22 protein-coding genes are annotated in these 26,568 nt (G+C 41.2%); 10 read left to right on the top strand and 12 right to left on the bottom strand.

Features of this window, described 5'->3' with window-relative positions; all coding sequences use genetic code 11:
- The first annotated feature begins 289 nt into the window (after positions 1-289).
- A complete protein-coding gene (locus tag CGICJO_RS03215) occupies positions 290-1,408 on the top strand; it encodes a TFIIB-type zinc ribbon-containing protein (protein WP_486499626.1) in 1,119 nt (372 codons plus the stop codon).
- Complete coding sequence (locus CGICJO_RS03210) at positions 1,405-2,355, top strand: TPM domain-containing protein (RefSeq protein ID WP_486499625.1); 951 nt, start codon at positions 1,405-1,407, stop codon at positions 2,353-2,355. The genes CGICJO_RS03215 and CGICJO_RS03210 overlap by 4 nt, the downstream gene beginning before the upstream one ends.
- 252 nt (positions 2,356-2,607) lie before the next feature.
- Here the strand turns inward: CGICJO_RS03210 and CGICJO_RS03205 are convergent, their stop codons facing one another.
- From CGICJO_RS03205 to CGICJO_RS03190, 4 genes are all read right to left on the bottom strand, one after another.
- A complete protein-coding gene (locus CGICJO_RS03205) occupies positions 2,608-3,981 on the bottom strand; it encodes an MATE family efflux transporter (protein ID WP_486499624.1) in 1,374 nt (457 codons plus the stop codon).
- 72 nt (positions 3,982-4,053) lie between these two features.
- Positions 4,054-4,869 carry a MerR family transcriptional regulator gene (locus CGICJO_RS03200; RefSeq protein WP_486499623.1) on the bottom strand — a complete coding sequence of 272 codons (816 nt, stop codon included), beginning with the start codon at positions 4,867-4,869 and terminating at the stop codon, positions 4,054-4,056.
- A gap of 90 nt (positions 4,870-4,959) precedes the next feature.
- Complete coding sequence (locus CGICJO_RS03195; RefSeq protein ID WP_486499622.1) at positions 4,960-5,901, bottom strand: SufB/SufD family protein; 942 nt, start codon at positions 5,899-5,901, stop codon at positions 4,960-4,962.
- On the bottom strand, positions 5,898-6,629 hold the full coding sequence (locus CGICJO_RS03190; protein ID WP_087377999.1) for an ABC transporter ATP-binding protein: 732 nt from the start codon (positions 6,627-6,629) through the stop codon (positions 5,898-5,900). The genes CGICJO_RS03195 and CGICJO_RS03190 overlap by 4 nt, the downstream gene beginning before the upstream one ends.
- Positions 6,630-6,917: 288 nt before the next feature.
- Between CGICJO_RS03190 and CGICJO_RS03185 the strand changes: the two genes are divergently transcribed.
- Together CGICJO_RS03185 and CGICJO_RS03180 are read left to right on the top strand one after the other, a co-directional pair.
- A complete protein-coding gene (locus CGICJO_RS03185; protein WP_486499621.1) occupies positions 6,918-7,586 on the top strand; it encodes a Crp/Fnr family transcriptional regulator in 669 nt (222 codons plus the stop codon).
- Between the two features lie 11 nt (positions 7,587-7,597).
- Positions 7,598-8,113: a CYTH domain-containing protein gene (locus CGICJO_RS03180; protein ID WP_486499620.1), complete on the top strand. Its 516-nt coding sequence runs from the start codon at positions 7,598-7,600 to the stop codon at positions 8,111-8,113.
- 46 nt (positions 8,114-8,159) lie between these two features.
- On the opposite strand, the gene CGICJO_RS03175 is transcribed toward CGICJO_RS03180, so the two are convergent.
- Positions 8,160-9,143: an Abi family protein gene (locus CGICJO_RS03175; RefSeq protein WP_486499619.1), complete on the bottom strand. Its 984-nt coding sequence runs from the start codon at positions 9,141-9,143 to the stop codon at positions 8,160-8,162.
- Positions 9,144-9,483: 340 nt separating this feature from the next.
- On the opposite strand from CGICJO_RS03175, the gene CGICJO_RS03170 reads away from it, so the two are divergent.
- The 3 genes from CGICJO_RS03170 to CGICJO_RS03160 all read left to right on the top strand — a co-directional run bounded on the left by CGICJO_RS03170 (position 9,484) and on the right by CGICJO_RS03160 (position 11,796).
- Positions 9,484-10,143: an HAD family hydrolase gene (locus CGICJO_RS03170; RefSeq protein ID WP_486499618.1), complete on the top strand. Its 660-nt coding sequence runs from the start codon at positions 9,484-9,486 to the stop codon at positions 10,141-10,143.
- 115 nt (positions 10,144-10,258) lie between these two features.
- Complete coding sequence (locus tag CGICJO_RS03165) at positions 10,259-11,317, top strand: glycosyltransferase family 2 protein (RefSeq protein WP_486499617.1); 1,059 nt, start codon at positions 10,259-10,261, stop codon at positions 11,315-11,317.
- On the top strand, positions 11,314-11,796 hold the full coding sequence (locus CGICJO_RS03160) for a GtrA family protein (RefSeq protein WP_486499616.1): 483 nt from the start codon (positions 11,314-11,316) through the stop codon (positions 11,794-11,796). The genes CGICJO_RS03165 and CGICJO_RS03160 overlap by 4 nt, the downstream gene beginning before the upstream one ends.
- A 203-nt stretch (positions 11,797-11,999) precedes the next feature.
- Here the strand turns inward: CGICJO_RS03160 and ymfI are convergent, their stop codons facing one another.
- Entirely contained in the window at positions 12,000-12,731 is a 732-nt protein-coding gene (gene ymfI, locus CGICJO_RS03155) for an elongation factor P 5-aminopentanone reductase (RefSeq protein WP_486499615.1), read from the bottom strand.
- A 145-nt stretch (positions 12,732-12,876) separates the two neighbouring features.
- Between ymfI and CGICJO_RS03150 the strand changes: the two genes are divergently transcribed.
- From CGICJO_RS03150 to CGICJO_RS03140, 3 genes are all read left to right on the top strand, one after another.
- The gene (locus CGICJO_RS03150) at positions 12,877-13,431 is read left to right on the top strand and encodes an LOG family protein (RefSeq protein ID WP_486499614.1); all 555 of its coding nucleotides are present in this window, start codon (positions 12,877-12,879) and stop codon (positions 13,429-13,431) included.
- 189 nt (positions 13,432-13,620) lie between these two features.
- Complete coding sequence (locus tag CGICJO_RS03145) at positions 13,621-16,218, top strand: heavy metal translocating P-type ATPase (RefSeq protein WP_486499613.1); 2,598 nt, start codon at positions 13,621-13,623, stop codon at positions 16,216-16,218.
- 34 nt (positions 16,219-16,252) lie between these two features.
- Positions 16,253-16,513 (top strand): metal-sensing transcriptional repressor, encoded by a 261-nt coding sequence (locus CGICJO_RS03140; protein WP_486499612.1) that lies wholly within the window; start codon positions 16,253-16,255, stop codon positions 16,511-16,513.
- Positions 16,514-17,205: 692 nt separating this feature from the next.
- Here CGICJO_RS03140 and CGICJO_RS03135 read toward each other — a convergent pair.
- The 6 genes from CGICJO_RS03135 to CGICJO_RS03110 all read right to left on the bottom strand — a co-directional run bounded on the left by CGICJO_RS03135 (position 17,206) and on the right by CGICJO_RS03110 (position 26,522).
- On the bottom strand, positions 17,206-20,973 hold the full coding sequence (locus CGICJO_RS03135; protein ID WP_486499611.1) for a phosphoribosylformylglycinamidine synthase: 3,768 nt from the start codon (positions 20,971-20,973) through the stop codon (positions 17,206-17,208).
- A 203-nt stretch (positions 20,974-21,176) separates the two neighbouring features.
- The gene (locus tag CGICJO_RS03130) at positions 21,177-21,440 is read right to left on the bottom strand and encodes a hypothetical protein (RefSeq protein ID WP_486499610.1); all 264 of its coding nucleotides are present in this window, start codon (positions 21,438-21,440) and stop codon (positions 21,177-21,179) included.
- A gap of 1,351 nt (positions 21,441-22,791) precedes the next feature.
- On the bottom strand, positions 22,792-23,760 hold the full coding sequence (locus tag CGICJO_RS03125) for a biotin--[acetyl-CoA-carboxylase] ligase (RefSeq protein WP_486499609.1): 969 nt from the start codon (positions 23,758-23,760) through the stop codon (positions 22,792-22,794).
- Positions 23,761-23,773: 13 nt separating this feature from the next.
- Positions 23,774-24,421, bottom strand: coding sequence for an ECF transporter S component (locus tag CGICJO_RS03120; protein WP_486499608.1), 648 nt, complete (start codon positions 24,419-24,421; stop codon positions 23,774-23,776).
- Between the two features lie 15 nt (positions 24,422-24,436).
- Positions 24,437-25,210, bottom strand: coding sequence for a type III pantothenate kinase (locus CGICJO_RS03115; protein WP_087378349.1), 774 nt, complete (start codon positions 25,208-25,210; stop codon positions 24,437-24,439).
- 226 nt (positions 25,211-25,436) lie between these two features.
- The gene (locus tag CGICJO_RS03110; protein WP_486499607.1) at positions 25,437-26,522 is read right to left on the bottom strand and encodes an FkbM family methyltransferase; all 1,086 of its coding nucleotides are present in this window, start codon (positions 26,520-26,522) and stop codon (positions 25,437-25,439) included.
- Positions 26,523-26,568 lie beyond the last annotated feature (46 nt).

Below are 26,568 nucleotides of genomic sequence, written 5' to 3'. Positions count from 1 at the left end.
ATGGTTTGCTTGCATTTAGGTTAGTTAATATTTTAAATAAGTCCGTGAATAACCGTGGTTATTGACTTTTTAACCACGGTTGTTGTTTATAATCACATGTTGTGTGTTATGAGGTTAAATAAAAAGTAACCCATACCACAATAATTGTTCTATAAAAGAATAATGTAAACCCAATAGAAAGCGAGCCATTCCAAAGAATAAGGAAAAGGTTTCGCCCGACCTGAAACGACGTTAATTTTTTAGAATAACCTTTGCAGGTCGGAATTAAAAAAAAGGGAGGGAACATAGAATGGCGGTTGTTAGTTATAAGTGCCCCAACTGCGGTGGACCTTTGACTTTTGATGCTGATAAACAGAAATTTGACTGCGACTATTGTTATTCCGAGTTTACCGAACAGGAGCTTATTGAAAAATATAAGGATATGGATGAGGCTCTTGGAGATAACGAAAACGATAGAGCAGAAAAAGCTCAGCAGGAAAATGCCCAGACAAAAAATCAAGAACAAAAAGAAGAAACAAAACAGGACGATTCCTTTGAAAAAGAGGCGGTTTACTATACCTGTCCGTCCTGCGGCGCAGAGATTGTCACAACGGACACAACAGCGGCGACAGAGTGCTTTTACTGTCATAATCCAGTTGTGCTTGCGGGAAGACTTTCCGGAGATTTTAAGCCGGACTGCGTTATCCCCTTTGAGATTTCAAAGGAAAAAGCTATTGAGGAATTTTCAAAGGTCTGCAAAAAGAAAAAGTTTCTTCCAACCGGATTTTGGAACAAAAAACAGATTGAGAAAATCACAGGCGTGTATTTCCCCTACTGGTACGCAGATGACGAAACCTATGTAAACGCAACTGCAAGGGGCGAAAAGGTCAGAAGCTGGACTGTGGGAGATTCAAGATATACGGAAACACAGATTTATCAGGTTTTCCGTGAGGGCGACGCTGATATTGACAATATGATAAGAGGAGCTTTAAGCAAGGAGGACGCATTCCTTTTAAAGCACGTACATCCCTATGATTTGTCAAAAATTAGAGATTTTTCCATGGCATATCTTTCAGGATATCAGGCAGAAAAGCGTGATATTGAAAAAGATAAAATTTCTGCCGACATAGACGCAGAGTCAAGAAGACGCTGTGAAAATCTGGTGCGCAGCACAATGAACGGCTATACTACCGTATATATGCAGAATTTTGTAGCTGACCTGAGAAAAAGAAAGTGGAAATATACTTTGCTTCCTGTTTGGATGGTGACATATAAATATTTAGGAAAAATCTATGTATACGGAATGAACGGTCAGACAGGTAAGGTTTACGGCGAACTGCCTTTGTCAAAAAGAAAAGTGGCGATAACCGCCCTTATAATCGGACTTATAATTCTTACATTGGGCGCAGTGGGAGGTATGATAATATGAAAATACTTTCAAAAATTTCAGCTTTGGCTATCTCCCTCACACTTATGTGTTCATGTATGATTTTTACCTCCGCTGAGTCACGCTGGGCGGAGCTTGGAATCGACGCTTCAAACACAGACAATCGTGTTTTTGACTTGGCGGATATTTACACCGACAGCCAAGAAAAAGAGTTAAATCAGCAGATTGAGAAAGTAAAATCCCTTACCGGATGGGATATCGGTATTGTCACCAACACCTTAGGAGTTGAACAATGGGATATGCAGGCTATAACCGATGATATTTACGATTACTGCGGTTTCGGCAAAGCGGAAGACAATTACAGCGGCGCTTTGCTTGTAGTGGATATGAATTCACGTCAGTTCTGCATTTCCACCTGCGGCAACGCCATACAGGGTGTAAACGACGATTACATGGATAAAATTTACGACAACATTGAGGACTGCCTCAGAGACAGCGACAACATAGGCGGCGCATACGAATATGTAAACGGTCTTGCGGACAGCTTCATCAACAGCAGTCTGCCGAAAAACACAGACGAAAAAGGCTTTGCAATCGACGGCGAGGGCAACCGCTGGATAGTGGATGGCCACGGCTTTGACAAAAACGGAAATGTAAAATACGAGAGCTTCTGGCACAAGTGGCTTGCCGGTCTTAAAGTCACATGGCTTCCCACCCTTATAGTTCTTGTAGTTGTTATCGCCATATTCTTGATTACAGTAAGACAGAAGTATAAAAAATTCGGTCAGGGCAACTCAACAGCACCGGAAGCGGTTGAAAGAATATCACTTAAAAACCGCAACGATGTATTTGTTGACAAGCGTGTTGTTGTTACAAAAATCCCCAGAAACACCGGCGGAAGTTCCGGCAGAAGCTCAGGCGGCGGTTCATCCACCCACACCAGCTCCAGCGGCAGAACCCACGGCGGTGGCGGCGGCAGAGGATTTTAGTTTTTTTATATCCGACCTGCAAATGTATCATCTAATCTTTAGGTTCTGCACAGGTCTGGCGAGATTTTTTAGTTCCGCCTTGCAAGGCTTTAGCTTGGAAATAAGGTTCGTTTCAAGGCGGACGAGACGTTTTTCTTAGTCTTTGGAATGGCTCGCCCTCGATAGGGTTTGATTTTGAATATTATAAATTTACAGCCATGGTTTTATTTTTGAACCATGGCTGTTTTTATTTTCTTTTATAGAATTATGTTTTTATTCAAATTCATAAGTGTTAACGGTTGTCTGTTCCCTTTTCTGTTTTCTAATCAAATGCATGATATAAATAAATGTATAAACCGCCATTATTCCGGAAACTGTCGGGGCTACTGTTCCGATAATTCCCAGTGTTCCGGGGAAATATTTGCACACAAGGTAAATTAAAGGCATTCTCAAAGCCAATGCTCCGAAACAGCAGCTCACCATTGTAAACAGGGTCTTTGTTCTGCCGTTTAAATAGCCGTTGAAACAGAATACAAACAGCACCGCTATATAATCATAACTGCATGTTCTGAAAAAGTCCACGCCTACACTTATGGTTTCTGCGTCCTTTGTGAAAAGTCCTATCATTGTTTCCGGTGATATCTGCGCCCACAGGAAAAAGCACATAGAAATAGGAAGCGCAAAGCACACGCCAACCAAAAGTGATTTATTCATTCTGTCGTATTTTCCTGCGCCGTAATTCTGTGCCACCACGGAAGCCAATGCGCTTGCCGCCGAGGTTGCCGGAAGCATGGCGAAAACGTCGTACTTTGAAGCAATTCCCACCGCTGAGGATGCGGCAACTCCCAGACTGTTTGTCACCGAGGTTAGATACAAAAAAGAAAGTCTAACCATACATTCCTGTAATGTTATTGGGATTCCCACCTTGGCAAGCTCTATGGCTCTCGACTTTACGATTTTAAAATTGGAAAGCTTAAAGGTGAAGATAAACTTCTTTTTATTGAGATATATAATTGAACAGAACATGCTGACGCCCTGGGAAATAATAGTCGCCAAAGCCGCACCGCTTACGTCCATATGAAAATATTTTACAAATATGTAGTCACCTATAATATTTAAAACCCCTGCAAAAGCCACGAATATAAGGGGAGTTTTAGAGTCACCGTAGCCTCTTAAAATTGCGCTTATGGCGTTGTATCCGCAGATAAAAACTATGCCGAAACCGCAGACCCACACGTATTCCTTTGCCTTTGCAAAAGCCGCCGCCGGTGTCTGCAAGGCGTAGAGTATCGGCTCTGCAAAGGTTAAAAGCAGAACCGTAAGAATAATTCCTACAAAGAAAAATAATGTCAGATTAGTTCCTATTGTTTCCTTGACCTCTTTTTCCCTTTTCATTCCCACATATTTACCCACCAGCACAGTTCCGCCCAGAGTAAGACCTGAAATAATGCTTGTGATTATCTGTGTCACCTGTGTTGCCGTGGAAACCGCCGCAACGCTTTCCGCCGGACAGTACTGACCTATAAAAAACAGGTCAGCCGCCCCGTAAAGAGCCTGTATAATATTGGCAAGCAAAAAGGGAATCGAGAAAAACACCACCCTTTTAACCAAACTGCCCTGAGTTAAATCGTTTTTCGCCGTGTTCAAAGGTTTCACATCCCGTTGTTTATTTTGACAGATAAATAATAAACCCTCCATTAACTGGAGGGTCAATAGGAATCAGTTTATTTTTTTGCAGGGAATTTGAATTTCCGTTACAAACTTTGATGTGTTGTTGGTAAGTCCGTAATCAATAAGGGTTATTTCTATGGAGTCCCCGGTAACTTCCATATTATTTTCCTTTAAATAGTCAAGGAGAACACAGTAAAACTCAGGCGCTTCCCTATGGGAGCCGTTAAACCTTATAACGCCGTACATTCCGCCCTGGATTTTTTGCGGAAGAGGCGGCAGGTTGTCCTCTTTATCTAAAATTACAAAAACAGATGAGTAATCACCGAAGCTTCTTTTATTTAGATTTTCAAGGCTGACTGTAAGTCCCACCTTACCCAAAAAAATAGAATCGTGTATATCATAGCTTTTGCTCAGTGTTCTTATGGGGTGTTCCAAATCGTCCTCAACACTTATATTATCCCTTAAATAAACAGCGGTTCTCTCCGGCAGTGTTACGATTTCCGGGGTATTTAGATTTGTAGACAGTGCCTTTTCAAGCTGTTCAATTCTATTGGAAATTTTACGGTCAATCATTTCCAGATTTCTTATTTTTTCCTCAACCTCTTTGCGCTGTTCCTTTAGAATATCCAGCATTGTGTCAACCTCTCTGTGGTCGAAAAAGTCCTTAATCTGTTTCAGAGGAACATCCAGCGCACGGAGATATTTTATTGTGTTCAGTCTTTCAAACTGTTTGGTGGAGTAGTACCTATACCCTGTTTCCGGGTCGATATATTCCGGCGGCAGAATCCCTGCCTCCTGGTAAAACCTAAGCGTCTTAACATTGACCCCAAACAGCTTTGCAACCTCTCCGATTTTTCTGTCCACAATTTTCCCATCTTTTCTATTTCAGATTTTTTATATCCGGCCTGCAAAGGTTATTCTGAGAAATAAAGTCCTGCAAGGCGGTAATAAAAATTAACCTACGAGGAAGCCTTCTATTATTTTTTCTTCGGCTTCTTCTTCTGTGAGGCCTAAGGTTCTCAGCTTCAAAATCTGCTCGCCGGCGATTTTACCGATTGCGGCTTCGTGGATAAGTGCTGCGTCGATATTTCCTGCGAAAAGCTCGGGAGCTGCGCTTACTGTACCGTTTCCAACAAGGATTGCGTCACATTCTGAGTGACCTGTGCAGCGTGTGTTGCCCTTGATTACTGAACGGAACTCCTGGTGGGAGTTGTCCTTGGCAACTGAACGGGAAATAAGGTCGCAGGCGGAATCCTCGCCGTCCATTGTTACGGAAAAGTCTGTGTAAGCTGTCTCGTTTCCGTCGGTCATAATTCTTTCGGTGATGAGAAGCTTTGCACGTGCGCCAACTGTTCCGGAGGTCTTTCTCACGGTGCTGTCAACGCCGCTTATCTGGGTTGTATCCATTTCAAGAACGGAATCCTCATCAAGAGCCACGTATGTTACAGGGTCAATTCTTCTCTGACCGTCGCCCTCGCCGACGCCTATGTGCTTTTCCTTGTAAACAACATGGGCGTTTTTGCCTACGAAAAATCTGTGAATACCGTTGTGGCTTGACTCGCTGTGGCCGTCGCTGTGAATACCGCAGCCGGCAACTATTACAACATCGGAATTTTCACCTACATAAAAATCGTTGTACACAAGGTCCTCAACGCCGCTGTGGGTTACACATGCCGGAATGTACACTGTTTCGCCGATTGTGTTTGGCTTTATGTGGATTTCAATTCCGGGATTGTCTGTTTTAGGTACTATTGAAATATTCTTTGAGGACTGTCTTCCGGCACAGCCTCCGTCCTCTCTTATATTATAGGCTGAATTTTCAAAATCTATTTCCCCGTCGGAGATAAGATTTAAAAGCTCCTTTGTAATGCTGTTCATGTTTGCAATTTCACTCATGCTGTGTACACCTTCTTTCCTTTAGGGCACTGCATTGCCTTTTCGTCTGCCAAAAGCTCGGGCAATACTTCTTCCTTAGTTCCTCTTGTTCTAACCTTGCCGTTTGCGATTACAACAATCTCGTCGGCAATTTCCAAAATTCTCTCCTGATGGGAAATAATCAAAAGGGAATTGTTTGTTTTCTCTTTAAGCTCCTTGAAAGCGTCGATAAGACCGGAGAAGCTCCAAAGGTCGATACCTGCTTCAGGCTCGTCAAAAACAGAAAGCTTTGTGTTTGTTCTTGCCAAAACAGTGGCGATTTCAATTCTCTTTATCTCGCCGCCGGAAAGGCTTGCGTTTACTTCTCTGTCAATGTAATCCTTTGTGCAAAGTCCAACTCTTCCAAGGATTGTGCAGTACTTATCTTCAGAAAGCTTTCCGCCGTGGGCAAGCTCCAAAAGATTTCTGACTGTAAGACCTTTAAAGCGGACAGGCTGCTGGAAAGCGTAACCGATACCCTTTAAGGCTCTTTCTGTTATATTTAATTCTGTAATATCCTCGCCGTCAAGATAAATTTTACCTGCTGAGGGAGTTTCAAGACCTGCGATAATTTTTGCAAGGGAGGTTTTACCGCCGCCGTTTGGGCCTGTAATAACAGTAAGCTTTCCCTCCGGTATTTCAAGATTTATTCCGTTTAAAATCTGCTCTCCGCCGGGGACAGACCATGTGATATTTTCAAGCTTTAACATTTGTATTTCCTTTCCGTATTCCCGGTTTAACTCCGGTGTACTTTATTTTATCTGCCAAATCCTTTTTACAAGCCGAATACAAATACAATCAAAGGAAGCTGACAAATTTCCGGCAAAAATGCCATATATATACAGTTTATATTTTATTGCAAAACGCAGATAATGTCAATTTAGTATTTACATTATCCATAAAAAATAATCGTAAAAACTCTATTTACTTTTTTCTGGAAATATATTATCATAACAGAAGAAATAAATCTGTTGCAAATGCAACAAAAGGAGATAAAAATGAATTTTTCCGACAATTTTCTTTTTGAAAATATCAAGGACGGCGACTTTCAAAAAATGATGTGCTGTTTTACTCCGAAAATAGAGAATTTTAAGAAAAATCAGATTGTCTGCGATTTCGGAAAAAATCCGGGAATTGTGGGCATTATCCGTGAGGGAACAGCCATAACCGTGCGAAACGGAATAAACGGAAACCGCACAATTTTGGAAAGCCTTGAGGAAGGGGACATTTTCGGCGAAGCATTCACAGTCTGTGATAAGCTCAGCGACGGAATTTTTGTAATCTGCGAAGAGGACTGTCAGGTTATGTTTATGGATTACAGAAATATTCTGCACCGCTGTTCCTCTGGATGTCAGGCACATAACAGGCTTTTGGAAAACTTTTTCTATATGCTTGCAAGACGTTCCGTAATGCTGAGCCGCCGTGTGGAGCTTTTAAGCCGCCGCACTATAAGGGATAAAATACTGTGCTATCTCAGCATGGAAAGCTGTTCCCAAAAGACAAGAAAAATCCGCCTGCCCATGAGTCTTTCAAATCTCTCTGATTATCTCTGCGTTGACCGAAGCGCAATGATGAGGGAGATTAAAAAACTCAACGATAAGGGCATAATAAAAAGCGAAAAGAAATTTATAACCATTTTAGACAACAGTATAGATGAGGATATATAAGGAGGACGAATATGTCAAATAACAATCTTGAAATAGAAAGAAAATATCTTATAAAAATGCCCGATATGGAGGAGCTTAGAAAAGCCGAAAATTACGACTGGTCGGAGATAGAACAGGTTTATGTAAACGACACAATGGACGGTATGTTTGGAAGAATAAGGAAAAAGGGAAAAAACGGTGTTTATAAATACTATAAAACCTTTAAAAAGGACGTTACCGCTGTAACCCGTGTGGAAATAGAAAGCGAAATTTCCGAAAAAGAATATACAGACCTGAAAAAGCACTGCCGTGAGGGCTTTGGAGTTATAGAGAAAACCCGCCATGTGTTTGATTATAAAGGCTTGACCTTTGAGCTGGATATTTTCCCATTTTGGAATGATAAAGCCTTCCTTGAAGCCGAGGTCTCCTCAGAAGATACAGAAATCCCGATACCTGACTTTATAGAGGTTATAAAAGAGGTAACTGAGGATATAAGCTATAGAAATTCCGCTTTGGCTGTATGGGTTTTTGAAAACACAGACCATTAAAAAATTCCCCTGCAATAACTGCGGGGGATTTTCTGTTAAAATGATATTAAACATTTATAATATCTTTCCAGTTATTAGGAAAGCCCATAGCATATAAAACATCGTCTATACTTATTGTTTTAAGCTCTTTTCTGAGATTTTCTATTTCATCAATGATTGTATAATAGAATTTCTTAAAAGATTTCTCTGTAAGCATTTTCTTAAAAATAATCACTACTGCAAATAAGTCGTTTTTACCGCAGACGTAATTATTTGAAGTATTTTTACGAATGTTTAGTTTTTTATGAATATCCGTATCTTTAATATTATTAGGCGTTGCGTTTTGCTTAATTGATTTCAAATTAAACAATCTTTCATCATGGGCGCAGGCATTTCTGAATATTGTCAGTACAAAAAGAATTTTACTCAATTCATCAGGTTTTATTTTAAAAAATTTACCTATATCGTTTTGGTCTTTTTGCTTTAAATAAGAATAAAAGGTGCTGACTGTTCCCAAAGAAAGTGTATTGATCAAAACCCAGAGGGGAACATACCCATATTGCAGCATGTAATGAGATATCATGGGACTGTTTTTCTTTAGCTGATGAGAAATTTCCTTTTGTAAATTAGCGATTAAATCCGCTATTTTTCCTATTTTTTGAGCCTTGGTTTCATTTGAATTGGGGTGAACTCTTGTTTCAAAATTTTTTATTTTCAAATAGTTATCATGTCCGTATTTTCCGGAAAAATCATGGGAAAGAATACTTTTGATATTATTCTCTATTTCAAGAATATACTTTATAAAAATATTTCTCAAGGCTCTGTCATAAAGATACAAAGCATAAATTTCGTTAAAATTTGTATTCGGCAAATATTTTTCATCACTGCCGGTATATGTATTGTCTAAAAACAATTCCTTATATCCGTTTATTAAATTATAATAGTTTTCTCTTTCAATAACTGACTTAGACACATTTATATCATCTATTATCATACCTCTGCTTTGAAGTTTTTTTATTTGATCCTCAGTAGATGAAAAAACCTTGCTCATATTCAATACTCCTATTGCTTATAAAAAAACCCCGGGCCCGTAGGTCACCGGAGTAAGATCGCTAATTATTATTATTTTTATTGCTAATATTATACCTAATTTTAATGTATTTGTCAATATTATTAACTTAATTTATTTTTTAACCGATTATGTTTTTACAATACTTGAAAGAGATTTCTTATTCTGATAAGATAAAAACAAAAACAAGCTAAATGATAGTGAGCCATTCTAAAGAATAAAGAAAAGGTCTCGCCCGCCTTGAAATGAACTTAATTTTTAAACCAAACCTTTGCAAGGCGGAAACAAAAAAAGCGGAAATAAAAAATAAGGAGTATAAATCATGATTAAGGGCGTTGTGTTTGATATGGACGGGCTGATGTTTGATACGGAGAAAATTGTTTTCCGCAACTGGTCCATTGTTATGAAAGAAAATAATTACGACTACAATATGGATATTTATAAGAAAACCGTTGGGCTTCGCCATGCTGAAACTGAAAAGCTTTACAGGTCAATTTACGGCGAGGATTTTGACTATCAGACACTGAGGATAAGGGTTTCCCGGATGTATGTTGAGTACACCGCCCAGTACGGAGTGCCGAAAAAAGAGGGACTTATGGAGCTTTTGGAGTTTTTAAAGGAAAATAAAATTCTGACAGCGGTTGCCACCTCCACAAGAGAGGAAAGTGCCTCAAGGACCTTGAAAATTGCAGGGGTAACGGAGTATTTCTCAGCTTTTATGTTTGGAGATACGGTGAAAAAAGGAAAGCCTGACCCGGAAATTTTTGAAAGGGCGAGGCTTTTGATTGGCACGGAAAAGGAAAATACACTTGCTTTGGAGGACAGCATAAACGGCGTTAAATCGGCGTATAACGCAGGTTTGAAAACAGTTATGGTTCCGGATATGCTGGAGCCTGACGAGGAAACTCAGAAGCTTCTGTACGGAAAATGCAGAAATCTTAAAGATGTTATCACCATTGTTAAAAATGAAAATAACATGTAAAATTCATAAATTCATCACCTGATAAGAGAGGGCTGTCCTTGAATTTTATTGAATATTTGATATAATTATTATGTGCAGTATATTAAAGTAATTCTGTTTGCAACGGAGTGATATTTTGAAAACTATTGATATTGTTGTACCATGCTACAACGAAGAAGAAGGACTTGAATATTTTATTCAGGAAACCAATAAGGTCATTGATACCATAGAAAATTACAAATTCAGATACATACTTGTAAACGACGGAAGCCGTGACAAAACATATCTTGTTATGAAAAAGCTGGCTGAAAAATATTTCTTTGTAAAATATCTTTCATTTTCCAGAAATTTCGGCAAAGAGGCGGCAATGTATGCAGGCCTTAAACATTCAACCGCCGACTATGTTATTGTTATGGACGCAGACTTGCAGCATCCTCCTGCAATGTTCCCTAAAATGCTTGAAGCCATTGAAGAGGGTTACGACTGCTGCGCCGCAATGCGCTCTACAAGAAAAGGCGAGTCGAAAATAAGAAGCTTTTTCTCAAGAACCTTTTACAGAATTTCAAATAAAATTACAGATGTCAAAATGCCATATGGAGCGGTTGACTTCAGAATTATGTCAAGACAAATGGTAAATTCCATTTTGGAGCTTTCCGAGGTTCAGAGATTCAGCAAGGGAATTTTCTGCTGGGTTGGATTTAACACAAAGTGGATTCCATACGAGAACGTGGAAAGGGTAATGGGAACAACAAAATGGAGCTTCTGGGGACTTTTCCGCTATGCTATCGACGGAATTACAGCATTTTCCGTTGCTCCTTTGAGATTTATCTCAGTTCTGGGATTTTTAATAAGCTTAGTTTCTTTTATTTATATAATAGCCACTCTCATTCAGACCTTGGCTTTCGGTATTGATGTGCCGGGTTATGTTACAAACCTCTGCGCTACTCTGTTTTTGGGCGGAATTACCGTGCTTTCAGTTGGCGTTTTGGGTGAGTATATCGGCAGAATTTATATGGAAACAAAGGACAGACCTATCTACATTTTGAAATATTCAAATTTTGAAAGCGATAAGGACATCTGTACGCCTTTCCCTGAAAAAGACGTGGTTGACCACGATACCGTTGAAGTTGAAGAGCTTCCCGAAAATGAAGAAGCTGAAAACCAAGAGTTTGCGGAGGATTCCGAAGAAGAATGAAAGAATTTTTAAAGAAGTTTTTTGACGAAAAGTTTTTTAAGTTTATAATTGTGGGCGTAATCAATACCCTTGTGGGTATGGGAATTATGTTCGGTCTTTATAATCTTGCTAACCTGAAAGCTCTGGACAGCGGCTATCTTTTCGATGATATGGGCTACTGGATTTCAAGTGCTGCCAACTACATAATCGCAAGTATTTTAAGCTACTTTTTGAATAAGCATTTTACTTTCAAAAACAAAGAAAAAGGGGGCAAACCTGTTTTGAGGTTCGCCCTGAATATAGCTGTTTGTTATCTGCTTGCCTATGGAATTGCAAAGCCACTTACAGTTTTGGTTTTGGGAGGAACTTCCCTTTCTGAGTCATTGCAGACAAATATAGCAATGCTTGCCGGCTCAGTTTTCTTTGTGGGATTTAATTATATAGGTCAAAGATTTTTCGCCTTTAAAGAAAAAGAGGATAGTTCTATAAAAGAAAAATAATCCCAAGCCGTAGAGGAAGATTGAATTGATTTAATGAAAAATTAAGAATAAATAATTACAGTCCGCCCCTACAAAATATAATTCTATAAAAGAAAAATGAACAACAAAGTCAAATGAGAGCGAGCCATTCCAAAGATTAAAGAAAAGGTCTCGCCCGACCTGTGCAGGTGTTTATTTCTTAGAGTGACCCTTGCAGGTCGGAATTAAAAAATACCGCCGTTGACTTTTAGGGTTACGCCGGTGATGAATGAGGAGCTGTCGTCGGCTAAAAATTCTACGGCTTTCGCAACGTCACGAGGAGTGCCGAGACGCTGAACGGGAGTTTCTTCACGGAGACTTTCCAGTGTTTCCTCGTCGAAACCGCTCATCATGTTGGTCATGATAACGCCTGGTGAAACACAGTTTACTGTAATTCCTGAGGGGGCAACTTCCTTTGCCAAAGCCTTTGTAAGTCCGATAAGTCCGGCTTTTGCGGCGCTGTAGTGGACTTCGCAGGAGCCGCCAACTTCGCCCCACATGGAAGCGATGTTTATTATTCTTCCGCTTTTTTCGTGTATCATATAAGGGAGAACGGCACGGCACATGTAAAAAGCTCCGGTAAGATGAGTGTTTATCATGTTGTACCAGTCCTCGTCGGTTATGTCGGTGAAAAGCTTCTGCTGGGCAATTCCGGCGTTGTTTACAAGAACCTGTATTTTTTCAAAGGATGTGGCGGCGGTTTTTACCACGTTGTTTACATCCTCGGGGGACTTGACGTCGCATTTCATAACAAGCACCTGTACGCCGTAATTTTCCCAGATAACCTGGGCGAGATTTTCACATTCCTCACGGTGGGTGTTGTAGGTGAGAACAAGGTGGTATTTCATTTTTGCCAAAGCTACGGCAATGGCTCTGCCTATTCCGCCGGAAGCTCCGGTTACAATGGCTGCGCTCATAATATCAATCCTTTCGCATATATTTTTTAAGGCAATTATAACCTATCGGTTTTATAAATTCAAGTTTTTAAGAGAAAAAATAAGAAATTCAGTATTTATTACTGTTTTATAAATTTAATTAACAAGTCAGACAGGAGAATTTTTAATGAATATTTGTATTTTTGGTTCAGCCAGCAATAGGATTGACCCATCATATATTGAAGCTGTTGAAAGCTTAGGCGAAAAACTTGCAAAGCAGGGTCATGCGCTGATATACGGAGCAGGCTCCGGCGGACTTATGGGAGCTTCCGCAAGGGGATTTTACAGAGGAAAAGGAAAAATAACCGGAATTGCCCCGGAATTTTTCACAGAAACAAAGGTTGACGGAGAGCTTTTCGAGCAGTGCGACGAGATGATTTACACAGACACCATGAGAATCCGCAAGCAGAAAATGGAACACGCCGCAGATATTTTCGTGGTTGTTCCGGGCGGTTTGGGAACCTTCGACGAGGTTTTTGAAATCCTCACATTAAGACAGCTTAGACAGCTCAATAAGGAAATTTATTTTTACAATATAAACGGATATTACGACGAGATGTTTGCTTTTCTGGAAACCTCAAAAGCTAAAGGTTTTATATCCCAGAATTTCGAGGACCTGTTTACGGTTTTCAACGATGAAAAAGCTCTTCTCGACGCTATTTCAGCTATAGATAAAGCTTAATTATTAAAAATTACACGGCTCTGTTGCAATGATTTTGCGGCAGAGCCGTTTTTGAATTGTATAATTTTTTATGTAACTCTCTCACATATTATGGGAAAAGCACTTTACAAAATAACTTTGCTGTGGTATTATCTCTATAGACCCCACGGGGGTGGTGTATTTTTAATAAATAATCAAGGGGTGATATAAATGAAAGAAAAATACGATATAACGGGAATGACCTGCAGTGCTTGCAGCGCTCATGTGGAAAAGGCTGTCAAAAAGCTTGAGGGCATGAAAAATGTCAGCGTCAATCTTTTGCAGAATTCCATGACCGTTGAATACGATGAGAGTATTTTAACTTCACAAAATATTATAGATTCGATTGTTGATGCAGGATACGGCGCTTCCCTTAAAGACAGCGGCAAAAACACCGGTTCACCGGTACAGACAAAAAAGGAAAACACAGCAGAAAAGAGCGCCAAGGACATGAAAAAACGCCTTATCAGCTCTTTGTGCTTTTTAGTTCCACTTATGTATGTTTCAATGGGGCATATGCTGGGCGCACCATTGCCGCAGATTTTAAGTCCGGAGTTTAATCCCTTAATCTTTGCGCTTGTTCAGCTTTTCCTGACACTTCCTGTAATGTATATAAACCGAAAATATTTTAGAAACGGCTTTAAGACACTTTTTAAAGGCTCGCCAAATATGGATTCACTTATCGCCATAGGCTCGGGAGCTTCGGCGGTTTACAGCATTTACGTTATCTTTAAAATGGCGTATTCAATGGGTTTTGGTGACATGATGACAGCTCATCACCTTGCAATGGATTTGTATTTTGAGTCCGCCGCAATGATTTTGACACTTATCACCTTGGGCAAATATTTTGAGGCACGTTCAAAAAAGAGAACCTCAGACGCACTTACAAAGCTTATGAACCTTGCCCCGAAAACCGCTGTGGTTGAACGAAACGGTGAAGAAACAGAAATCCCCTCGGAACAGGTTACAGCCGGCGACATAGTAATTATAAAGCCGGGACAGAGTATTCCTGTTGACGGAATTATTGTTGAGGGACGTGGCTCTGTTGACCAGTCCGCCATAACCGGCGAAAGCATACCAGAGGAAAAAACCGTGGGCAGTGCCGTTATCGGTGCAACGGTAAACAAAACCGGTTACTTTAAATTCAAAGCCACAAAGGTTGGCGAGGACACAACACTTGCCCAGATTATAAAGCTTGTTGAAGAAGCAGGCGGCTCCAAAGCTCCTATAGCAAAGCTTGCGGACAAAGTAAGCGGTGTTTTTGTGCCCATAGTAATAACCATTGCGGTAATCACTGCCGCTGTGTGGATGATTTTGGGATATCCTTTTAATTTCGCTTTGACAATGGGAATTTCCGTGCTGGTTATCTCCTGCCCCTGCGCTTTGGGGCTTGCCACACCAACAGCCATTATGGTGGGAACAGGAAAAGGAGCGGAAAGCGGAATACTTATTAAATCCGCCGAAGCCTTGGAAACCGCACACCTCATAAATACAGTTGTTCTTGACAAAACAGGAACAATAACCATGGGAACTCCCATAGTCACAGACGTTATTCCTGTAAATGGCGAAAGTCCGGAAAATCTTGTTTCCCTTGCTCTTTCCCTTGAAAAGCTGTCTGAACACCCATTGTCGGACGCAATAGTGAAATACGGAAAAGAAACAGGGGCAAAAATTCTCGAAGCCAAAAACTTCTTTACAAAAGAGGGCGAGGGCATAGGCGCAGAGATTGAAAGCAGAAAAATACTTGCAGGAAATCTCAAAATGATGCATAATAACGGTATAGCCACCGACAAAGCTGAAGAAGCCGCCTCAAATTTGGCGCAGGAGGGAAAAACTCCTTTGTATTTCGCCGCAGAGGGAAAGCTTCTTGGCATTATAGCCGTTGCGGACACAATAAAACCGTCAAGCCCACAGGCTGTTGCCGAATTTGAAAAAATGGGAATTGACGTTGTAATGCTCACCGGCGACAACGCAAAAACCGCAGAGGCAATAAGAAAGAAAGCCGGCGTAAAAAGAGTTGTGGCTCAGGTTATGCCACAGGACAAGGCGGCAGAGGTGCAAAGGCTTCAAAAAGAGGGCAAAAAGGTCGCCATGATAGGCGACGGCATAAACGACGCTCCGGCTTTGGCATCGGCTGACGTGGGAATAGCCATAGGCGCAGGCACTGACATAGCCATAGAATCGGCAGACGTTGTGCTTATGAAAAGCGATTTACTGGACGGTGTAAACGCAGTCAAGCTCAGCAAGGCTGTTATCAAAAATATTAAGGAAAACCTATTCTGGGCGTTTTTTTACAACGTAATAGGCATACCCATAGCCGCAGGTGTTTTTTACTGGGCAGGACTTACATTAAACCCAATGATAGGTGCGGCGGCAATGAGTTTCAGCTCCGTATTTGTGGTTTCCAACGCTTTAAGACTTAAATTTTTCAAGCCTTTTAAATCTTCGGAATACTGCTCAGGTGCTTGCCCCATAAACGAAAAAACAGACAGTTCGATAAATGTTTCATATATTGAAGCTTCAACAGAAAAACAAACCAAAAAAGAAAAGGAGAACAAACAAATGAAAAAGACAATTATCATTGAAGGCATGATGTGCATGCACTGCACCGCAAGAGTTCAGAAAGCTTTAGAGGACATAGACGGAGTAACAGCCCACATGGATTTAGACAAGAAAGCCGCATATCTCACACTTGAGAAGGAAGTTTCCGACGAGGTTTTGACAAAGGCAGTTACAGACGCAGGATATCAGGTAGTTACAATTCTTTAAAAGAATAATTTTACAGAGAAAGGCGGTAAGAAAGATGAAAGCGGACAAGAAAAAGGTTGAAATCCTTATAAAAACCGCAAAGGGACAGCTTGAGGGCGTTTTGAAGATGATAGAAGATAACAGATACTGCATCGACATTTCAAACCAGATAATGGCGGCAAACGCCGTTTTAAACAAAGCCAACCGTGAAATCCTCGCCGCCCACATGAAAAGCTGTGTTTTAGAAGCCGCAAAAAGCGACGACGGCGAAGAAAAAATCGACGAACTAATCAAAGTCATAAACAAACTTTTTTAGTTCCGACCTGCAAGGGCTGTTTTAGGAAATAAACGTCTGCACATGGCGGGCGAGTCTTTTATTTCCGCCTTGCAAGACTTCCTTTTGGAAATAAAGTTCATTTCAAGGCGGGCGAGACCTTTTCCGCAATCTTTGGAATGGCTCGCTCTCGGTAAGGTTTAGTTTTACTTTATAATTTTACAGCTATGGTTTAATGAATAACCATAGCTGTTTTTCTTTTATGGAAATATATTGTTTATTGTGTTATAAAGTTTAATAAAAAATAAAGCCCAAACCGTAGGGGCGGATATACAATCCGCCCCTACGGTGTATAATTCTATTAAAAAAACAGTCATGGCTATAAGTATAACCATGACTGTAAAATTTTAATATTAAAAATCAAACCCAATCATGAGCAAGCCATTCTAAAGACTTAGGAAAAGGTCTCGCCCGACCTGTGCAGAACCTAAAGATTAGATTAACCCATGCAGGTCGGAAGCAAAAGTCTCGCCCGCCGAGTGATGTCGTTATTCAAATCTAAACCCAGTCGTGAGCGAGCCATTCCAAAGATTAAATGGAACGTCTCGCCCGACCTGTAATGTCGTTATTTAAAATAAACCCCGTCGTGAGCAAGCCATTCCAAAGATTAAACGGAAGATCTCGCCCGCCGAGCGATGAGGTTAACTCGGCGTATAAACTTTGGCTCGGCGGAATCAGAAGAAATACTTGACGCCGGACTCGAAGATTTTCTGGTCTTTTTCGAATGGTACGTTTGCGTAAAGGTTTTCGCCCTTTCTTTCGCTGTGTCCCATCTTGCCTAAAACTCTTCCGTCAGGGCTTGTGATACCCTCTACTGCGCATACTGAACCGTTGAGGTTGTACTTGATGTCGGCAACAGGCTTTCCGTCAAGGTTGCAGTACTGGGTTGCAATCTGTCCGTTCTCTATAAGGCGCTTCATTGTTGCGTCGTCAGCCATGAAACGTCCCTCGCCGTGGGATACAGGAATTGCAAATACTTCGCCAGGATTTACCATGCTGAACCATGGTGACTTAACTGATGTAACCCTTGTGTATGCCATATGGGAAATATGTCTGCCTATGGTGTTGAAGGTAAGGGTTGGGTCTGTGTCCTTGATGTCAACGATTTCGCCGTATGGAACAAGTCCCAGCTTGATAAGAGCCTGGAAGCCGTTGCAGATACCAAGCATAAGTCCGTCACGGTTTTTGAGAAGCTCGTTTACGGCGTTTGCTATGCGTGGGTTTCTGAATGTTGTTGCGATAAACTTTCCGCTTCCGTCAGGCTCGTCACCGCCGGAGAATCCGCCCGGGAGCATGATAATCTGGGATTCGTTTATCATCTTTTCCATCTGAACGATTGTTTCTTCAATGTGTGCAGGTGTCAGGTTCTTAACAATGAGAAGCTGTGGTTCTGCGCCTGCTTTTTCAAAGGCACGGGCTGTGTCAACCTCGCAGTTTGTGCCCGGGAATACAGGGATAAATACCTTTGGCTTTGCTGTCTTGATAACAGGTGAGGAAGTGTTTCTCTCTTTGTAAAGAGGAATGTCAAACTTCATTTCAGGGCAGGCTGCCTGTGTTGCAAATACCTTTTCAAGAGGAGCTGTCCATGCGTCGATAAGTGTATCAACCGGGATGTCCTTGCCCTTTACACTGATTATGCCGTCGTCTGTTGTGATACCAAGATAGTAGTTGAGTACATCTGCCGGGAGGTTTGCGTCCTTTTCAAGCTCGAGAATAAGTGAACCGCTGAGAGGTGCGAAAAGCTCTTCAAAGCTCAAATCCTTTGCAAACTTAAAGCCAAGCTTGTTACCGAATGCGGCTTTGCATACGGAAGCAGCTGCGCCGCCCTCTTTAACTACAGATGCGGAAAGAACCTTTCCTTTTTCCATAAGGTGGAGAACCGCTCTGTACATTTCCTTGAGCTGTTCCCAAAGAGGCATAAATGTTTCTTTATTTTCAGGAACAGGAACATAGATAACTCTTGAACCTGCTTTCTTAAATTCTGCTGAAATTGTCTTGGAAGCCTTTGTCATGGAAACTGCAAAGCTTACAAGTGTCGGAGGAACGTCCAAATGCTCGAAGCTTCCGGACATACTGTCCTTACCGCCTATGGATGGGATTCCCATTTTGAGCTGTGCTTCAAATGCGCCAAGCAAAGCTGCTGCCGGCTTGCCCCATCTTTCAGGCTTGTCGTAAAGTCTTTCAAAATATTCCTGGAATGTCAGTCTTGCCTTGAGCGGGTCTGCACCGATTGCAAGAAGCTTTGAAAGTGACTCAACAACTGCATATGCTGAACCGTGGAATGGGCTCCAGCGTGATGTTCCCGGAATGTAACCGAAGCTCATTGCTGTAGCGTCGTCTGTTTCTCCGTGGATAAGAGGAATTTTAGCTGCCATTGCTTCCTGAGGTGTAAGCTGTTCCTTGCCGCCGAATGGCATAAGAACTGTAGCCGCACCGATGGAAGCGTCAAATCTCTCGGAAAGTCCAATCTGTGAGCATACCTCAAGTCTTGAAAGGTTCTTAACCATTGCTTCCTCGATTGAAAGTCCCTCAAGGCACTTAGGTGTGTGTGTTCTGTAGCAGTCCTCAGCCTTAGGAGCTGTGATGTAAGCCTGAGAAATCTGTGTAACACCGTTTGTGTTCAAAAATTCTCTGGACAAATCAACAATTCTGTCGCCTCTCCAGTCCATTGTAAGACGAGGGGATTCTGTAACAACTGCAACTGCTGTAGCTTCAAGGTTCTCCTTTTCAGCCTCTTCAATAAATCTTTCAACGTCGTTCTTATCGAGAACAACAGCCATTCTCTCCTGGCTTTCGGAAATTGCAAGCTCTGTACCGTCGAGACCCTCGTATTTCTTTGTAACCTTGTCAAGGTCAACGGAAAGTCCGTCGGCAAGCTCGCCGATAGCAACGCATACGCCGCCGGCGCCGAAGTCGTTGCATCTCTTTATCATTGTGGAAACTTCCGGATTGCGGAAAAGTCTCTGAATTTTTCTTTCTGTAGGAGGATTACCCTTCTGAACCTCTGCTCCGCAGGTTTCAATGGAGCTTTCTGTGTGAGCCTTTGAAGAACCTGTTGCGCCGCCGCAGCCGTCACGTCCTGTTCTTCCGCCCAAAAGCACGATAATATCGCCCGGTGCAGGAACTTCACGGATTACGTTTGATTTTGGTGAAGCACCGATAACTGCGCCTATCTCCATTCTCTTTGCTGTGTAACCGCTGTCGTAAAGCTCTGTTACCTGACCTGTTGCAAGTCCTATCTGGTTGCCGTATGAGCTGTAGCCTGCTGCCGCACCTGTGGTTATCTTTCTTGCAGGAAGCTTTCCGTGCATTGTGTCCTTAACTGCAACTGTTGGGTCGCCTGAGCCTGTAACTCTCATTGCCTGATAAACATAGGCTCTGCCTGAAAGCGGGTCTCTGATTGCGCCGCCAAGACAGGTTGCAGCGCCGCCGAAAGGCTCGATTTCTGTTGGGTGGTTGTGGGTTTCGTTCTTAAACTGAACAAGCCACTTTTCCTCTTTTCCGTCTATTGTAACGGGAACTTCTATTGAACAGGCGTTTATCTCGTCGCTTACGTCAAGGTCCGGGATAAGGCCCTGCTTTCTCAAAAGCTTCATGCCTGCCAAAGCCATATCCATAAGGGAAACATCCCTTGTGGTGTCCTTGCCGTAAAGCTCTTCTCTTGCCTTGTAGTATTCTGAAAGTGCGTTTTCTATAACTGAACCTAAAGCCGCTTTCTCTACCTCGATTTTCTCAAGTCTTGTTAAAAATGTTGTGTGGCGGCAGTGGTCTGACCAGTATGTGTCGATTACACGAAGCTCTGTAACGGACGGGTCACGGTTTTCTGTATCTCTGAAATAGTCACGGCAGAACTCAAGGTCGGAAAGAGTCATTGCAAAGCCCATTGAGCCGTAATACTCCTTCATTTTCTCTTTGTTCCATTTTATAAAGCCCTCTACTCTCTTTACGTTTTCAGGAGCTTCTACCGGAACATCCAGTGTCAAAGGCTTTTCAAGAGAAGCCAGGCGGCTTTCAACAGGGTTTACAAGGTAGTCCTCTACCTTTTTCATATCCTCGTCGGAGATGCTGCCCTTTAAAACAACAACTCTTGCAGTGAGAACCTGAGGACGCTCGCCCTGTGTCAGAAGCTGAACGCACTGAGCGGCAGAGTCTGCACGCTGGTCGTACTGTCCCGGAAGATATTCCATTGCAAAAATCTTCCAGCCATCTTCAACGGGAAGATTTTCTTCATAAATAACGTCTGCGTTTGGCTCGGAAAGAATAATTCCCTCTGCTTTTTTGAATTCTTCATCTGTAAGACCCGAAATATCGTATCTGTTTACATATCTGAGGTCCTCGATATTTTTCATGCCAAGATTGTGGCGCAAGTCCCACAGCATCTGTTTGGCTTCAACATTAAAGCCCTCTCTCTTTTCAACAAAAATTCTTTTAACGTCTGACATAGGCTTCTCCTCGCTTTTTCTGTCTTTTTGCTTCACCGAATTGGTTTCCTTTTACAGAACTACCCGATTACCAAAATTTTAACACAATACGACAGAGTTTTATTTCTTTATAAGAATTATATTAACCGATAATACATAAAGAAAATAAAGAATAAAAAAACAGACCTGTCAAAACCGAAAACTGTATACAATCATCCTTTACACTAAATGGAATTTAAAATCAAAAAGCACACAAAAGCTCCCAAAGCTGCCGCAGCTGCAAACTTTAACCACTGTCTGGTTTTTATACTTTTTCGCTGGAAAGATGACGGCGCCTGTATCGCCTTTATAAGCTGGGCGGCTTCCCTTTCAAGCAGTTCCTTTTGTGCCGAATCAAACTCCGGACGCACCACAAGCCAGGCTTTTTCATAGTATGTGTTACCTGTGTCGTTTATTTCTATAATCTGTCGGTTGATGCCTTTTATCATTTTTTATGTCCTCCTTTGAATTTCTCTTTTTTGATGATTGGTATTTTTCAGGGCTTGTATACATATTATTGAACATAAAAATTTTTTTGCAGGCAGAAAATCGGGAAAAAAGTCACTTGTTTCCACATAGTAATTAACATATGTTGAATATTTTTTCAAAAAAGAATATATACAAAATGTATTATGTTATATTATCAACATTTATGTGGATAACTCTGTGGAAACCGTTGAAAACTCCTGTTAAAACAGGTGGTAAAACTTGAATAACACTGACTTTTTCGTTAATTCAACATAGTTATCAACATAACAAGTTATCCACATCCACATTTTCATCAGAGTATTCCACGTCAAATATTTACATTGTGTAATATTTTAGTTGTCAATAGGTTAAATAATTTTATTTTCCCGTAATTTTTTTCAAGGATTTCTTATTATTTTTCTTATTTTTGGAATAAAAAACGAATTATTATCTTAAAAAGAATTTTACCGTGAGATTTTAGAAAAAATCCAAAAAAACGGTTTTTTGCATAAAAGAAAAAAATCCGGAAAAACTAATTTTTCACCATAAAAAAATCGCCTTTGTTAAAATAATGTAAAATCCTTAAAAACTTAAATTCCTCATTTTTTAACATTGAAAATTCAACTATTTCCACACCTAAAAAAGGAAAACTCACCTATTTTTCCACCCCTTAAACATCCCAATGTTAATAACTGTGAATTATGTTGATTTTTTTATTTCCGCCTTGCAAAGGTTAGACTAAGAGATTAAGTTCGTTTCAAGGCGGGCGAGACCTTCCTTTGTTTCCTTTGGAATGGCTCGCTCTCATTTAACTTTTTTACATCCGACCTGCAAGGGGAAGATATAAAAATTTACTTCTATTACAGGTCGGGCGAGTTTTTTAGTTCCGACGTGCAAAGGTTTTTCTATGAAAGCAACTTCTGCACACGTCGGGCGAAGCGTTAGTTTTAGAAATTACAGTGGCTATGTCACATTTAAGTTTGTGGCATAGCCATTTTTTATTTTGTTTTATGTCGTTTAATAAAAAATAAAACCCAAACCGTAGGGGCGGATATACAATCCGCCCCTACAATTGATAATTACTTAAAAGAAAAATAAAAACAGCCACGGTTAAAAAATAACCATGGCTGTGAAATTATAATTCAAAACTAAACCTTACCGAGAGCGAGCCATTCCAAAGATTGCGGAAAAGGTTTCGCCCGCCTTGAAATGAACTTTATTTCCAAAAGGAAGTCTTGCAAGGCGGAAATAAAAGACTCGCCCGCCATGTGCAGAACCTAACCGTCATATGAAAGTTAAGCATGGCGGAACTAAAAAAGACGGAGCTAAAAATCAATAAATGCCTTGGACGGTTACTTCGCCGGAATTTATTAGGAAAGACTGACGGGATTCTGTTTCCACAATAAGTTCCCCGTCGCCGGTTATGGCAACCGCTACGCCTGACATTTGATTTCCGTCACGGTAAAACTGCACCTGCCTGCCTATGGTGGCGCAAAGGGATGTGTATTCCTCTATTAAAGGGCGGTCAAAGGCGAAACCGGTGGTTAAAAGAATTTTTTCAGTTTCGTTTAATATCTCGGCGACAATAAGATTTTTGTCGGGATGCTCCCCTGTTTCAAGATAGATGGATGTTGCTTTGTGGGCGATTTCCTCTGGGAAGCTTTCCTGGTCACAGTTTATTCCTATTCCCGGGATTATGTAGTTCACCCTGTCCAGCTCTGCGGACATTTCGCAGAGTATACCGCATAGCTTTTTGTTTTTGCAGATAATGTCGTTGGGCCATTTTATTTCACAGCCAATGTTGTAAAGACGGTTCAGAGTTCTGCACACCGCAAGTCCTACAACCTGGGTTACGGCGGCTATATCCTTTGGTGAGATTTCCGGCATTAAGATATAGGACATAATGGCGGAGGAGTCTTTTTCTGTTTTCCACACTCTGCCCAGCCTGCCCTTTCCGGCGGTTTGCAGATGAGTTACCGCCAGTGCGCCGTCGGGACAGCCCTCCAGTGATGCCTGCTTTAAATATGTGTTTGTGGATGGTGTTTCCTCGGTTTCGTAAATGGTTCTGCCCAGGGTTTTTGTTTTCAGATTTCTTTCTATCAGAACGGCGTTTATGTTTTTGGTTTTCTGGGTTATTTTGTAGCCTTTGTTTGTGACTGACTCAACCTCAAAACCTGCTTTTCTGATTTCCTTTATGTTGTTGCATATGGTGGTGCGTGTGACGCCAAGCTTGTCGGAAAGCTCCTGACCGGACACGAAGTCATTAGCATCCAAAAGTGTATTTAAAATATCCTTGTTCATAAATTTTCACCGTTTATTTTTTGTCTTTTTCGGAGACTTCTTCCTTTACCTTGTTTCGGTTTTTGAATTTTAAAATCAAAGTGCTGATACCTGTTGTCAAAACCACAGAAGCCAAAAGCTCATAAAGCAAATTCATTCCGCCCAAAGCAAAATAAAAGCCTATTCCGGAAGCGTTCATTTGTGTCTGCATGTTTAAAAGATAAGGGGTCTGACCGAACAGCAGTGAAAGTCCCAGCATAAAAAGAATAAAATTAAAAATAGGACATACAACAGCGGCGGCAATCTGAGGAACAAAACCTGTCTTGTCGATTTTGCTTAAAAGGTCATAGAAAACGCCAGCCATCCATGCGCAGATAACTCTGGGGATTACGCAGAGCAAAAAAGTGTTTACTGCGCTTACTCCGAAAAGAGCCGAACCCATGTCGCTTGCTCCGAAGCACTGGGCAAAGGAAACAACACCCATAACAAGTCCCAGCACTGCACCATAAGTTGGTCCCAGTAAAATTGCGCCGATTGCCACAGGAACAACCAGGAAAGAGGCCTCAAGGTTTCCGGTTTTCAAAAATCCCACAGGCGTGAAAGCCATAACAACAATTATCAGGGCAAACACAGCCAAACCGATAACCGACTTTAAAGGTATTTGCTTTTCTTTTTTTGACATGTTAATCACCAATCCTTAATTTAATTTTTTGTTCTTCTCATATATAATTCTAAGACCCTGCATTATAAGGTCGTCCTTTACAATGATTTTTCGCTTGCAGTGGCTTACAATAACCGGAGAAAGGTCGCCGGACGCCACAATGGTGCAGTCGCTTTTGCTTTCCTCTTCGATTTTTTCAATCATTCCGTCAAGCATACACACGGCTCCCCACACAACACCGGATTTTATACAGTCGTTTGTGTTTTTGCCGATAACGCTTTTTGTAGCGTCAAGGGAAACGCTGGGCAAAAGTGCACTGGTTGTAGTTAAAGCGTTTAAAGAAAGTGACACGCCCGGCATTATAGCTCCGCCGCACATGGCTTTATTTTTGTCCATATAGCATATGGTGGTGGCTGTTCCCATGCAGATAACAATGCATGGGCAGGGATACAATTCCGCCGCCGCAACACAGCCCACAACTAAATCAGCGCCCAAGGTTTCCGGCGAATCTATCTTAATATTAAGTCCTGTTTTAATGCCTGCGCCCACAATCAAAGGAGTGCATCCGAAAAGATTTTTCAAAGCTTCTTTAAGCTGTGAAGTGACCTGAGGCACAACACTGCCTATAATACAGCCGTCAACATCGGAAAGCTCGATGCTGTACACCCTAAACATAGTGAAAATCTCGATGGCGTATTCGTCCGCCGTCTTTCCCTTATCGGTTGAAATCTTTGTTTTAAGCACAAGCTTTTTATCTTTAAATATTCCCATAGTTATATTGGTATTTCCCACATCAACACAAAGTATCATTTATTTTATCCCACCTTTATTTTTTATATCCGCCTTGCAGAACTTACTCTTGGAAATAAGGTTCGTTTCAAGGCGGGCGAGACCTTTATTTTTATCACCGCCTTGCAAGACTTTGTTTAGGAAATTAACATCATTACAAGGCGGGCGAGACCTTTTTCTCAATCTTTGGAATGGCTCGCTCTCGGTTAACTTTTATTTATTATTCTTTTATAGAACTATCATGCTTTTAATCCGGCACGCAATAAATATTTGTGTCCCAAAAGGGTACATATTTATGGTGGCGCATGTAGAATTTATAATGGGGATTTACGGAATGTATCAAAAGGGGAAGTCTGAAAAAATCCTCGGTTCTATGGTAAACGGCAATGTTCCACTTTGCTTTTCCTTTTTTCAAGGTTTCAAGGCTTCCCATAAGCATTTCTTTTTCTGCGCCCTCCACGTCGGCTTTTATATATGTGAAATCAAATTCCCTGTCCAAAGCGTCAACGGTGGTAACGTCAACCGGCAGAGCTTTTTTGCCCTGTACTTCTCCGGAAAGTGAAGAACCTCTGGCACAGCGGTTTTCAAAATAAAGAACCTCTTCCCTGTTCCATATGCCTTTGTTTAAAAGGCAGGCGTTTTCAAGGTTTTCGCCGTAGCCTAAAAGCTTTGTAAATGTCTTTTTGTCCGGCTCCAATGCGGTTATGTGACTGTAATTTCCATTGGAATATTTTAAAAATTCCTCTATTGTGTCGCCACGGTATGCACCTAAATCAAGATAGCTTTCATTATTTTTAAGCTTTAAAATATTTTCAAAAACCTCATCCTTTTCGCTTTCGCAGTCAAAAAGATAAAAAAGCTTTCCGAAAATATAGAAATTTAAACAGCAGTCAAAGGCTTTTAAAGAGGGCTCGTCTTTAAAAAGATTTCTGGCTTTTATAATATCATCAATATTCTCTAAAAGAAAAATTTCTGTCATTATGTTTTCGCCGAAAACAGGAACATACGCCACATAGGTTTTGTGCTTTCGGGCGATTGATTTGATGTTTTCTATTACCGAGTCGATTTGAGTTCCGAAGCATATAAGGACTATAAAATCACCAAGCTCCTCTTCCACCTGACTTAATTTTTTCACCTTATAACCGTGAAAAAGCTGACCACGGACAAAATCGTCGCTGGCGATTATTTCCGAGGGCTTTCTTCCGATTTTCTCAAGCTGTGAAATTACAATATCCGCCCCGTTGCCCATGCCGTAAAGCACAAGTGGTGTGGCGTCGTTTTTTAAAAAATCCCATATTGTTGTTTTTTCCCTTATGAAGTCAGGCAAAGCCAAAATATTGTCCCCCAATACTCAAATATAATGTAATTTTACCACATTC

Source organism: Candidatus Limousia pullorum, from assembly GCF_057405065.1.
Note: the sequence above shows the minus strand (reverse complement) of the source record. Positions and strands in the feature narration are given on the sequence as shown.